General features: G+C 59.0%; 11 protein-coding genes. 10 read left to right on the forward strand and 1 reads right to left on the reverse strand.

The features are described from left to right. The 5 genes from VWY34_RS18765 (at position 1) to fnrL (ending at position 6,861) form a co-directional block, all read left to right on the forward strand. The gene (locus VWY34_RS18765; protein WP_416545198.1) at positions 1-1,923 is read left to right on the forward strand and encodes an extracellular solute-binding protein; all 1,923 of its coding nucleotides are present in this window, start codon (positions 1-3) and stop codon (positions 1,921-1,923) included. Between the two features lie 9 nt (positions 1,924-1,932). Further along, positions 1,933-3,018, forward strand: a complete 1,086-nt coding sequence (locus VWY34_RS18770; RefSeq protein ID WP_340546713.1) for a microcin C ABC transporter permease YejB — start codon at positions 1,933-1,935, stop codon at positions 3,016-3,018. 3 nt (positions 3,019-3,021) lie between these two features. Then, positions 3,022-4,128, forward strand: a complete 1,107-nt coding sequence (locus VWY34_RS18775) for an ABC transporter permease (protein ID WP_340546714.1) — start codon at positions 3,022-3,024, stop codon at positions 4,126-4,128. Between the two features lie 88 nt (positions 4,129-4,216). Then, positions 4,217-5,827: an ABC transporter ATP-binding protein gene (locus tag VWY34_RS18780; RefSeq protein WP_416545333.1), complete on the forward strand. Its 1,611-nt coding sequence runs from the start codon at positions 4,217-4,219 to the stop codon at positions 5,825-5,827. 293 nt (positions 5,828-6,120) lie between these two features. Beyond that, positions 6,121-6,861, forward strand: a complete 741-nt coding sequence (gene fnrL / locus VWY34_RS18785; RefSeq protein WP_340546715.1) for a transcriptional regulator FnrL — start codon at positions 6,121-6,123, stop codon at positions 6,859-6,861. Between the two features lie 63 nt (positions 6,862-6,924). On the opposite strand, the gene VWY34_RS18790 is transcribed toward fnrL, so the two are convergent. Continuing rightward, positions 6,925-7,764 (reverse strand): universal stress protein, encoded by an 840-nt coding sequence (locus tag VWY34_RS18790; RefSeq protein WP_340546716.1) that lies wholly within the window; start codon positions 7,762-7,764, stop codon positions 6,925-6,927. A gap of 207 nt (positions 7,765-7,971) precedes the next feature. Between VWY34_RS18790 and ccoN the strand changes: the two genes are divergently transcribed. From ccoN to VWY34_RS18815, 5 genes are all read left to right on the forward strand, one after another. After that, positions 7,972-9,582 carry a cytochrome-c oxidase, cbb3-type subunit I gene (gene ccoN / locus VWY34_RS18795; RefSeq protein ID WP_340546717.1) on the forward strand — a complete coding sequence of 537 codons (1,611 nt, stop codon included), beginning with the start codon at positions 7,972-7,974 and terminating at the stop codon, positions 9,580-9,582. A 13-nt stretch (positions 9,583-9,595) separates the two neighbouring features. Further along, positions 9,596-10,324 (forward strand): cytochrome-c oxidase, cbb3-type subunit II, encoded by a 729-nt coding sequence (gene ccoO / locus VWY34_RS18800; RefSeq protein ID WP_340546718.1) that lies wholly within the window; start codon positions 9,596-9,598, stop codon positions 10,322-10,324. A 12-nt stretch (positions 10,325-10,336) separates the two neighbouring features. Next, a complete protein-coding gene (locus tag VWY34_RS18805; protein WP_340546719.1) occupies positions 10,337-10,534 on the forward strand; it encodes a cbb3-type cytochrome c oxidase subunit 3 in 198 nt (65 codons plus the stop codon). Further along, positions 10,531-11,400, forward strand: coding sequence for a cytochrome-c oxidase, cbb3-type subunit III (gene ccoP / locus VWY34_RS18810; RefSeq protein WP_416545200.1), 870 nt, complete (start codon positions 10,531-10,533; stop codon positions 11,398-11,400). The genes VWY34_RS18805 and ccoP overlap by 4 nt, the downstream gene beginning before the upstream one ends. Positions 11,401-11,553: 153 nt before the next feature. Further along, entirely contained in the window at positions 11,554-12,354 is an 801-nt protein-coding gene (locus tag VWY34_RS18815; protein ID WP_416545202.1) for a transglutaminase-like domain-containing protein, read from the forward strand. Positions 12,355-12,869 lie beyond the last annotated feature (515 nt).

Genomic DNA, 12,869 nt, shown 5'->3' on the forward strand with positions numbered 1-12,869 from the left:
ATGAAGACGCCCACCACACCGCGTCGTGCCGTTTTGGCCCGAGCGATTGATCCGCAACCGCTTTTCCGGGCCGTGATGACAGGGTTTGCCGCATTTGCGATGCTGGCACTGGCCGCCACCCTGGGACATGCCGAAGACAAGGTAATCAAAAGCCACGGGTTCACCGAATTTGGAGAGTTGAAATATCCCGAAGGCTTTGAACATTTCGACTACGTCAATCCAAAGGCGCCCAAAGGGGGCGAACTGTCTCTGTCGGCGGTGGGCACCTTTGACAGCATGAACCCCTATACCCGCAAGGGTCGGGGCGGCGCGATGTCGGCGGACCATTTTGAATCGCTGATGATTGGATCCTATGACGAGCCGGGATCCTACTATGGGCTGCTGGCCGAAAGCCTTGAGTATCCCGAAAGCCAGGATTGGGTGATTTTCAACATGCGCCCCGAAGCGCGGTTTTCGGACGGAACCCCTGTCACGGCTGAGGATGTGGTGTTTTCCCACAACCTGCTGCTGGAGCAGGGATTGCAGTCCTATGCGGAGGCGGTGAAGAAACGCATCCCCAAGGCCGAGGTTCTTGGCCCGCATCGGGTGAAATTCTACTTTTCGCCGGATTTCCCGCGCCGGGCGATGATCACGCAGGTCGGCGGCACCTCGGTGTTCTCCAAGGCATGGTTCGAGGCAGACCCGGAGAACCGCCGCCTGGATGAGCCGCGTCTGGATCCTGGCATCGGATCAGGTCCCTATGTGGTGGAAACGGTCGATGTGAACCAGCGCATCATCTACAAACGCAACCCCGACTATTGGGGTAACGACGTCAACGTGAACGTCGGGCGTCACAACTATGACCGCATCCGCATCGAGTACTTTGGCGACAGCGTTGCCGCGATGGAAGGGTTCAAGGCAGGCATTTACACCATGCGGCCAGAAAACAGCTCCAAGAGCTGGGCAACGTCGTATGAGTTCGATGCGGTCAAGGAGGGGGATGTGGTGAAGGGGGAATTCCCCGATGGCAATGTCCCGGCCGCCAGTGGGTTTGTGATGAACCTCCTGCGCCCCAAATTCCAAGATCCGCGCGTGCGTGAGGCGGTTCAGCTTGGCTATAATTTCGAATGGACCAATGACAGCCTGCAATATGGGCTGTTCGCGCAGCGCCATTCCTTCTGGCAAGACACAGCGCTGGAAGCCAAGGGCCTGCCCGAGGGGCGCGAACTGGAGGTGCTGAAGGATCTGGGCGATCTCATTGATCCAGCGCTGCTGACCAGCGAACCGGTGATGGCTCATAGCTCCAACCCGGATCGTCCGGCGGATCGGCGTAACCTGCGTCGGGCCATGAAGCTGCTGGATGAGGCGGGATGGACTGTTGGCAACGACGGTCTGCGTCGCAACGCCGAAGGAGAGCTGCTGAAGCTGGAGTTCCTGATCGATTCGCCGACGATTGAACGGATCGTGCAGCCCTATATCGCCAATCTACGCCAGATAGGGATCGACGCGATTTCCAACCGGGTCGATTTTGCGCAATATACCAGCCGCCGTCGTGAAAAAGACTTCGACATGATCACCTACGCCTACCCGAAATATCTGCAACCTTCGACCGGGCTCTATCAGCAGTTTGGGTCTGACGCGCACGAGTTTTCGGTGTTCAACCCGGCTGGAATGGCGGACCCAGCAGTTGATACGCTGATCGGCGCGATCGTGAAGGCAGAAGAACAGGAAGAACTATATGCCAACGTGCGTGCCCTAGATCGCGTCCTGCGCGCCAAGCGGTTCATGGTGCCGACCTGGTATCTGGATGTGAACTGGGTGGCCTATTGGAATTTCTATGAGCAGCCAGAGACGCTGCCGCTGTTCGATCTGGGGCTGAGTGATGTCTGGTGGGTCAACGCCGAGAAAGAAGCGGCATTGAAATCCTCCGGCGCGTTGAGGTAAGCGCCTGACATGGCAGCCTATATCCTTAGACGTTTTCTTCTGGTGATCCCGACCCTGTTCGGGATCCTCGTCATCAATTTTGCTCTGGTGCAATTTGTGCCGGGGGGGCCGGTTGAGCAGATGATCGCGCAGCTGGAAGGCGGCGGTGACGTCTTTGAAGGCTTCGCCGGGGGCGGCGGGGATGCGGGCAGTGAGGCCGTTGCCGCCAATGACAACTACGCTGGCCGACAGGGGCTGCCGCCGGAGCTGATCGCAGAGCTGGAACGGCAGTATGGCCTGGACAAGCCGCCGTTGGAGCGGTTCCTCCTGATGGTCGGCAACTACATGCGCTTTGACTTCGGGGAGAGCTACTTTCGCAAGATTGATGTGATGGATCTGGTGCTGGAGAAAATGCCGGTGTCGATCTCCCTGGGGCTCTGGTCGACGCTGATCGCCTATCTGATTTCGATCCCGCTGGGCATCCGCAAGGCGTTGCGCGATGGCAGCCGGTTTGACACCTGGACCAGCGGTCTGATCATCGCAGCCTATGCGATCCCCGGCTTTCTGTTTGCGATTCTGCTGCTGGTGCTGTTTGCCGGCGGCTCTTACTGGCAGATCTTTCCACTGCGGGGGCTGACCTCCGACAATTGGGAGAGTCTCAGCCTGTTTGGCAAGGTGGCGGATTATTTCTGGCACATCACGCTGCCGGTAGTCGCCTCGACCATATCCGCCTTCGCCACGCTGACGCTGCTGACGAAGAACTCCTTTCTGGATGAGATCAAGAAGCAATATGTCATGACGGCACGGGCCAAGGGGCTGAGCGAGCGGCGCGTGCTCTACGGCCATGTCTTCCGCAATGCGATGCTGATCGTGATCGCGGGTTTTCCGGCAGTCTTCATCGGTGTGTTCTTCTCCGGCAGCCTGATCATCGAAACGATCTTCTCGCTCGATGGTCTGGGGCGGCTGGGGTTCGAGGCGGCCGTGGCGCGCGACTATCCGGTGATCTTTGGCACGCTGTTCATCTTTGGTTTGATGAGCCTTGTTGTCGGCATTATCTCCGACCTCATGTATGTGATCGTCGATCCGCGTATCGACTTTGAAAAGAGAGAGGGCTGACAGATGGCTTTGTCTCCGCTCAACCAGCGCCGCTGGAACAATTTCTGCCGCAATCGCCGGGCTTTCTGGTCGCTGTGGATCTTCTCGGTCCTGTTTGGCATTTCGCTCTTTGCCGAGTTCATCGCCAACGACAAACCGATGCTGGTCAACTACCGTGGTTCATATTTTACCCCGGTGTTCAATTTCTACCCGGAGACAGTCTTTGGTGGCGATTTCCAGACCGAGGCGGCGTATCGCGACCCTGAGGTTCGGTGTCTGATTGCCTCCGGCGGAATCGAAGACTGCTTTGACGACCCCGAAACTATTCTGGAAGAGATCGAGGCCGGTACATTTTCAGCCGACGGGTTTGTCGAAGGATGGGCCATCTGGCCGCTGATTCCCTATTCGTTTAACACCACGGTCGACCGGCCCGGTGCGGCACCGCTGCCACCGAATGGAGAGAACCTGCTGGGCACCGATGACACCAAACGGGATGTGCTGGCGCGGGTCATTCATGGTTTCCGTCTGTCGATCCTGTTTACCCTGATGGTCACCGGTGCAGCAACATTGGTCGGTATTGCTGCGGGTGCGGTTCAGGGGTTCTTTGGCGGATGGCTGGACCTGATCTTTCAGCGCGTGATCGAGATCTGGGGATCCATCCCGCAGCTCTATGTCATCATCATCATGTTTGCGATCCTTGGGCGCAGCTTCTGGCTGTTGGTGGTGTTGATGATCCTGTTCAGCTGGACCGCCCTTGTGAGCGTGGTGCGGGCCGAGTTCCTGCGCGCGCGAAATCTGGAATACGTCCGCGCTGCCAAGGCGCTCGGGGTCGGGAATATGACCATCATGTTCCGCCATATGCTGCCCAATGCGATGGTGGCGACGCTGACGTTTCTGCCTTTCATCGTGACGGGCACAATTGGCACGCTTGCAGGGCTGGACTTCCTCGGCTTTGGCCTGCCGTCCTCGGCGCCCTCGCTGGGCGAGCTGACCTTGCAGGCAAAACAGAACCTGGAGGCGCCCTGGCTTGCTTTCACCGCGTTTTTCACCTTTGCCATCATGCTGTCGCTGCTGGTCTTCATCTTTGAAGGGGTGCGCGATGCCTTTGACCCGAGAAAGACCTTCTCATGACCGGTTCAGGCTCTAATCCGCAGAATAGAGGCGTCGCGGCCTCCTGTTCGCCGCCGTGCGATGGTGCGACCCGCAAATGCTCCAACCCATGGGCAATCCGATGACAACACGCGATCAAACTGCGCCGCTATTAAACGTCGAGAACCTGTGCGTGTCTTTCCGCCAGGATGGAAAGGTGACCGAGGCCGTGCGCGGTGTGTCCTTCTCTGTTGGTCGCGGCGAAACAGTCGCGCTGGTGGGGGAGAGCGGGTCCGGGAAGTCGGTGACTGCGCTGTCCACCGTGTCATTGCTGGGGGACAGCGCCACTGTCAGCGGGTCTGTCACCTACGACGGACAGGAAATGGTCGGCGCCAGTGACCGCCGCCTTCGGCAGGTGCGCGGCAACGATATCAGCTTCATCTTTCAGGAGCCGATGACCTCGCTCAACCCGCTGCACACGATCGAGAAACAGCTGGCCGAGTCGCTGGCACTGCATCAGGGGCTGGCGGGCGCTGCGGCGCGGAACCGGATTTTGGACCTGCTGAACCGGGTTGGTATCCGCGACGCTGAAACCCGTCTCGATGCCTATCCGCATCAATTGTCGGGTGGTCAGCGCCAGCGGGTGATGATCGCGATGGCCCTGGCCAACCAGCCCGATATCCTGATCGCGGATGAACCCACCACCGCACTGGATGTCACGATCCAAGCCCAGATCCTTGAACTGCTCGCGGACCTGAAGGCCAGCGAGGGCATGGGGCTGCTGTTCATTACCCACGACCTGAGCATTGTGCGCCGGATCGCGGATCGTGTCTGTGTCATGCAGGCCGGAGTAATTGTCGAGACCGGACCGACAGCTGAGATTTTCGCCAATCCGCAGCATCCCTATACCCGCAAACTGCTGGATGCCGAACCCACAGGCCAGCCGGAGCCGGTGCCTCAGGATGCTGAAGAGTTGGTTCGGACCGAGGATCTGAAGGTCTGGTTCCCGATCCAGAAAGGCTTGCTGAAACGTACCGTCGGCCATGTGAAGGCTGTGAACCCGACATCGCTTTCGGTGCGGGCGGGCGAAACGCTGGGCATCGTCGGCGAAAGCGGCAGCGGCAAGACAACGCTGGCTCTTGCCATCATGCGGCTGATTGCGTCGGACGGGCGTGTGGAGTTCCAGGGACAGGATCTGCGCCAATGGTCTACGAGGGATCTGCGGCGGCTGCGTGCCGATATGCAGATCGTGTTTCAGGATCCTTTTGGCTCGCTCAGCCCGCGTATGACCTGCGCGCAGATCATTGCCGAAGGTCTGGCAATCCACAATGTCGATCAGGATCGGGATCCTCGGGATCTGGTGGCTGAGGTCATGACGGAGGTTGGTCTCGATCCTGCCTTTATGGATCGTTATCCGCATGAGTTTTCCGGCGGCCAGCGGCAGCGGATCGCCATTGCGCGAGCCATGGTGCTGCGGCCGAAACTGGTCGTTCTGGACGAACCCACATCGGCGCTGGACATGACGGTACAGGTTCAGATCGTCAACCTGCTGCGCGACCTGCAAAAGCGCTACGGGCTGGCCTATCTGTTCATCTCCCATGACCTGAACGTCGTGCGCGCGATGTCGCACAAGATGATCGTGATGAAGCAGGGCGATGTGGTGGAGGCGGGATCGGCTGCGGAACTCTTTGCCAACCCGTCGGATCCTTATACGCGGCAGTTGCTCGCTGCGGCTGGATGAGGGCTTGTTTCGGCGGATAGGCCGGATCCTGAGCTTTGGTTCCGATGGTATGGGGGGCGCGACAGTTTGGCAGATCCGGCTTGCTGAAACGGCTGAGGCTGTCGCCGGCGCCTAACCTGCTGAGATAGCTAACAAGACTGCCCTGCACGGGTTATGTGGTGGGGCAGCCGTCCGGTGGGTTGGCACATCATGCCAACAAACGCGGCGTCGCCAATTGTGATTTGCGCGGCACATGTTTAAGTTGGTGGTTGCAGGTTGGCTTTGGCCTTGGCGCAGATCAAATCGGATCAATCATGAACGCTCCTACCATTCACAATGTGAACTGCGGCGATTGCCCCATTCGTCACCGCGCTGTTTGTGCGCGCTGTGATGCGGATGAATTGGAAGTCCTGGATTCGATCAAATACTACCGCACATATGAGGCCGGTCAGCCGATCACCTGGTCCGGCGACCGGATGGATTTCGTAGGGTCGGTTGTGTCCGGCATTGCGACCCTGACGCAGACGATGGAAGATGGCCGCACCCAGATGGTCGGCCTGCTCTTGCCCAGCGATTTTGTCGGGCGACCGGGGCGCGATACGGCTGCCTATAATGTCGTGGCGACATCCACGGTGGTCATGTGCTGTTTTCGCAAGAAACCGTTTGAGGACATGATGTCCCAGACGCCGCATGTGGCGCATCGGTTGCTTGAGATGACGCTGGACGAACTGGACGCGGCGCGGGAATGGATGCTGGTTCTGGGACGCAAGACAGCGCGCGAAAAAATCGCCAGCCTTCTGTCCATTCTGGCCCGGCGCGATGCGTCCCTACAGCGCCACAAGGACAGCAACCGGCGGGTATTCGATCTGCCGCTGACCCGGGAAGCAATGGCTGACTATCTGGGGCTGACGCTGGAGACAGTCAGCCGACAGGTCTCAGCCCTGCGCAGGGATGGTGTCATTGAACTGGAAGGCAAACGGCATGTGACCGTGCCTGACATGGGCCGCCTGATGGAAGAAGCCGGCGACGACAGCGACGGGGGCTGTCTGATCTGACTTTCCGATAGAGCGCATGAGCAAGGGGCCAGCAACCGCGGCCCCTTCTTTTTTGGACCGCAGCTAATGCGCCATCAGAACCGGGACTTTGGCCTTCTCAAGCATGTTGCGGGTCGCACCGCCCAGGATTGCCTCGCGGAACCGGGAATGGCCGTAGGCGCCCATTACGATCAGATCGGCAGCCGTATCCACGGCGTGGCGGTTCAGCACATCGGAGACCCGGGTCATTGTTTTGCTCAGTACGTCGATCTCACATTTGACCCCGTGGCGTGACAGCATCTGGCAGAGCATTCCACCTGGATCGGAACGTTCTGGGCCGTGCTGCGGCGGATCAATCACCACCACACGCACCACATCCGCTGCCTGAAGCATCGGCAGCGCCTTGCGAATGGCGGTCATCGCTTCGATGCTTTCGTTCCAGGCAACCAGAACGGTTTTGGGTTGGTCGGGTAGTGGGCAGTCATCGGGAACCACCAGTACCGGCGCGCGGCCTTCGAATAGGGCGGCCTCGACGATGGCCTCCGCTTCGGCGGGGCGATCCTTGCCATAGGGCTGGCCCAAAACGACAAGATCAGAGAACCGCGCCATTCGTGCAACATGACGGCCGATATCGGCCATTTGCGCGACACCGGTCTCGACGTTGAAAGTCACGGCGGATCGCGTCAGCCGCTCGGTGGCGGCGGTTTCGATCTCGGCGACCTCCTCTTTGGCGCGGGCAAGGGTCTCCTGCAGTACCATCGCGTTGGCACCGGCGTAGTAGTACCCGGTCTGGGTGCGATCCACCCCCAGGCACAGGGCATCCAGATGGCCGTCGCTCAGGCGGGTCAGCGAGATGGATTGCTCCAGCTGGGCTCCGGTGTTTGCGGGTGTGGTCAGCACAGTCAGTAGTGTTTTGTAGGACATATTAACCTCACATGAGTATGAGCGACCGCAACAAACTTGTGGTTGTGCCGCGTGTTGCGCCATTGTGAAGGTGCTTCTCACATTCTGCGGCAAACCGTCTTGATACAGATCAAGGCGTTGTCCGGCGCAGTTTTGCATTTAAGGCTCAGAAAAAATCTGTCTGACGCGACCCAGAGAATCGTGTCGGGCAAGGAAAAGGGACGCAAGATGTCTAATTATATCAAGCTGATCGCGCTTGGTTTGGTCACGCTCTTTGCGATGATCGCGACCAATTACGCGCGGGATTTGGCCTATCAGGTTCATGCGATCATCATCATGATCGTGGCTGGTGGGCTGTTTCTATACACCCTACAACACACCGATGAGCCTGTGACTGCAACGGGATCGTTACAGGGCGAGTACTTTGACAGTGTTGTACGCGCCGGTGTGGTCGCAACCGCGTTCTGGGGTGTGGTCGGGTTTCTGGTCGGGGTGTTCATCGCCTTCCAGTTGGCCTTTCCGGTCCTGAACTTCGAATGGGCGCAGGGGCTGGCGAACTTTGGGCGGCTCCGTCCATTGCATACCTCGGCGGTGATTTTCGCCTTTGGCGGTAACGCGCTGATTGCGACATCTTTTTATGTGGTGCAGCGTACCTCCGCCGCCCGTCTCTGGGGGGGCAATCTGGCGTGGTTTGTGTTCTGGGGCTATCAGCTCTTCATCGTGCTGGCGGCGACCGGATATCTCTTCGGCTCGACCCAGTCGAAGGAATATGCCGAGCCGGAGTGGCACGTTGACCTGTGGCTGACCATCGTCTGGGTTGCCTATCTCGCGGTGTTCCTGGGCACCGTTATCAAGCGCAAGGAGCCGCATATCTATGTGGCCAACTGGTTCTACCTCGCCTTTATCGTCACCGTGGCGATGCTGCATCTGGTCAACAACATGACCATTCCGGTCAGCATCTGGGGATCCAAATCCGTGATCCTTTGGTCCGGTGTGCAGGATGCGATGGTGCAGTGGTGGTATGGCCACAATGCCGTCGGATTTTTCCTGACTGCGGGCTTCCTTGGCATGATGTATTATTTCGTGCCCAAGCAGGCGGAACGACCGGTGTTTTCATACAAGCTGTCGATCATCCACTTCTGGGCGTTGATCTTCCTTTATATCTGGGCGGGTCCCCACCATCTGCATTACACCGCGCTGCCGGATTGGGCGTCGACCCTTGGCATGGTGTTCTCCATCGTGCTGTGGATGCCCAGCTGGGGCGGCATGATCAACGGCCTGATGACACTGTCGGGTGCCTGGGACAAGCTGCGCACCGACCCGGTGATCCGTATGATGGTGATCTCGATCGGCTTTTATGGCATGTCCACCTTTGAAGGTCCGATGATGTCGATCCGCGCGGTGAACTCGCTGTCACATTACACCGACTGGACCATTGGTCACGTTCACTCCGGTGCGCTTGGCTGGAACGGCATGATCACCTTTGGTGCCCTCTACTTTTTGGTGCCGGTCCTGTGGAAACGTGAGCGCCTCTATTCGCTCAGCCTGGTGTCCTGGCACTTCTGGCTGGCGACAATCGGCATCATTCTCTACGCGGCGTCGATGTGGGTGACCGGCATTATGGAAGGCCTGATGTGGCGTGAAGTGGATGCCAACGGGTTCCTTGTGAACTCCTTTGCCGACACCGTGGCTGCAAAGTTCCCGATGTATGTGGTGCGCGCCCTCGGCGGGGTCCTGTTCCTCGCTGGTGCTCTGATCATGTGCTACAATCTCTGGATGACCGTACGACGGGCGCCGGCCAAAGAGGCAAGCCTGACCGTTGCGGTTCCGGCTGAATAAGGAGGGCCGGACAATGGCAATTCTCGACAAACATAAAATCCTCGAGACCAATGCGACCCTCCTTCTGGTGTGCAGCTTTCTGGTTGTCACCATCGGTGGGCTGGTCCAGATCGCACCGCTGTTCTGGTTGGAAAACACCATCGAAGAGGTGGAAGGCATGCGCCCCTACACCCCGCTGGAGCTGGCCGGGCGTGACATCTATATCCGCGAAGGCTGCTATGTCTGCCACAGCCAGATGATCCGCCCCATGCGGGACGAAGTGGAACGTTACGGTCCTTATTCGCTGGCAGCGGAGTCGATGTATGACCATCCCTTCCAGTGGGGGTCCAAACGGACCGGCCCGGATCTGGCCCGTGTGGGTGGCCGCTATTCTGACGAATGGCACGTGGATCACCTGCGCGACCCGCAGTCGGTTGTCCCGGAATCGGTGATGCCCAAATATGGCTTCCTTGAGAACAACCGGATTGACGGCGAATACATCGGCGATGTGATGGCGGCGAACGCTTTTGTCGGTGTGCCCTATTCCGACGAGATGCTGGAAAATGCAGAGGCCGACTTCCGCGCCCAGAGCAATCCCGACGCCGATTATGACGGGCTTCTGGAGCGCTATGGCGAGAAGGTCAGCGTCCGCAATTTCGACGGTCAGCCGGGGATCTCCGAGGCCGACGCGCTGATCGCTTATCTGCAAATGCTGGGGACTTTGGTTGATTTCTCAACCTTCACCCCCGCAGCCAACCGCTGATTGGAGGCAGGCATGGATATCTACACTCTGCTTCGGGAATTTGCGGACAGCTGGATGTTGCTCTTTCTGTTCGTGTTCTTCCTGGCTGTTGTGATCTGGGCGTTCCGCCCCGGCAGCAGCAAGGTCTACAAGGACACCGCCAACATCCCCTTCCGGCATGAAGACAAACCCGCCCCAGAAATGGGTAAAGCCAAGGAGGCGCGGTCATGAGCAAGAAAGTGAAGAAGTTCGAGGACGATCCGAATACCACCGGCCACAGCTGGGACGGGATCGAGGAGTTCGACAACCCGATGCCACGTTGGTGGCTCTGGACCTTTTACGCGACCATTATCTGGGGCATTGGCTATACCATCGCCTATCCGGCCTGGCCGGGCATCCAGTCTGCGACTGCCGGTGTGTTGGGCTGGAACTCGCGGGCGCTGGTGGCAGAAGAAATCGCCGCGGTGAACGAGGCGAATGCCCCGATCAACAGCCGCCTTGAGGAGATTGAGCTTGCGTCGATTTCCACCGATCCCGAGCTGAACGGCTACGCGGTCTCGGCTGGTTCTGCGGTGTTCAAGACCTGGTGCGCCCAGTGTCACGGTGCCGGTGCCGCCGGGGCCAAAGGGTATCCGAACCTGTTGGATGACGATTGGCTTTGGGGCGGATCGATCGAGGATATCCACGCGACGATCGCCCATGGGATCCGCAACGAAGAAAGCGACGAGGCGCGTTATTCGGAGATGCCGGCCTTTGGTCGCGATGAGTTGCTGGAGAAGGAACAGATTGATCAGGTCGTGAACTTCGTGATGTCGCTTTCGGGCGATCCTCAGGATGCGACGAAGGTGGAGGCGGGCGCGGTGGTCTTTGCCGACAATTGCGCCTCCTGCCACATGGAGGACGGTACCGGTGACCGTTCGCAGGGCGCTCCGAACCTGGCCGATGCCATCTGGCTCTATGGCGGGGATTACGCAACCCTGACAGAGACCGTCCACAATTCACGTTACGGGGTCATGCCAAATTGGAACACGCGTCTGACCGAGGCGCAGATCCGCGCGGTTTCGGCTTATGTGCACCAGTTGGGTGGCGGCGAATAGCTCTGCCTGTTTCGTGTCGCTAGATATAATCTCTGGGGCTGCCTTCGGGCGGCCCCATCTGTGTTTTGATAAGGTGAGTGGTGGCGGATTTTTTGCTTGAAGCTACAGTTGCTGTAGAGTTTAGCAGGGTGGGGCAACCAGATAGGTGACCCCATGTCAGATACCCGCTTCCTTACCGCAACCTCTATGCTGGATATCACCGCGCCAGCAATTTCTGCTTTGATTTCAGAGCGTGGCTGGCAGCAGCTCGCACCCGCTGACCGGATCGGCGCCGCCTATACCTACGTCCGCAATGATATTCTGTTTGGCTATAACATCGCTGATACGCGGACAGCATCGCAGGTTCTGGCGGACGGCTACGGCCAATGCAATACCAAGGCAACCTTGCTGATGGCGCTGCTGCGGGCGCTTGGCATTCCGTGTCGTCTGCATGGCTTCACCATTGATAAGAGCCTCCAGCGCGGTGTTGTACCCGAACTGGTGTATTGGATGGCTCCGCGCAATATCCTGCATTCCTGGGTTGAGGTTCAGTTGGACGGCCAATGGATCAACCTGGAGGGTTTCATCCTGGATCAGGGCGTGCTCGGGGCTTTGCAGGCGGCATTTCCGGGGCGCGACACGCTATGTGGCTATGGCGCTGGCACCGATTGCCTGCAAGCGCCGATGGTCGCATGGCAAGGGCGCGACACCTATATTCAGAAAACCGGGATCAATGCAGATCTTGGTGTGTTCGATAGCCCGGATGCCTTCTACGCCCGCCACCGGCAGGACCTGCGCGGCATACGCGGTTGGCTCTATCGGAATGCCATTCGTCATTGGATGAACCATCGGGTCGCCGGGATCCGTCGCGGGCAGGTGCCGGTACTGCCAGGTGGGAGCAGTACATTGGAGCCGCAGTTCTCCAGTCCGCTTCTTGCCGCGGACACCGGCCCGTATTCAACAGAGGGAGAGTAGATTTTGGCCGGTCTTTGATCCCGGTCAAATACAATGGACGGGATGCCGGATAGTCTTGCCTCATCAGACAGTGCCACCGATGTGCCCTTTCCAGCGCCGGTGGCCGTCCAGTCCGCCACCTGTCTTGCAGGGAAACGGACCCAGCGTCGGCTTTTCGATCTGTTCGCGCGTTTCCTGAAAAGCCGACGCTCTCGCTATCCCAAGCGTTCATCTCCATATGCGGTGCCGGTTGCTCAGCCGATTGGGTTCTATCCCGCTGGCCACAATCACGCTAGGCTTGTTCCCGGAGCGCGGGACCGGTGACATTTCGCGGCTGCGCCCTGGTGTCACATCTGCGACGTGGCGACGCGGCCGACCGCGGGGAGAGGAGCGCAAAGGCCTCTACTTTATGGATTTATTGGGCGCGCCGTGGTTTCGGACGGAATGCCGCGCCCGGTTGACGATGTCGTCGCGACGGCAAAGATGTGTTCCGCATACGCGTTTGATCCACGTCAAGGTTCGTCCGGGGCGCATCT

The organism is Phaeobacter sp. JH20_02 (assembly GCF_048056915.1).
GTDB lineage: Bacteria > Pseudomonadota > Alphaproteobacteria > Rhodobacterales > Rhodobacteraceae > Phaeobacter > Phaeobacter bryozoorum.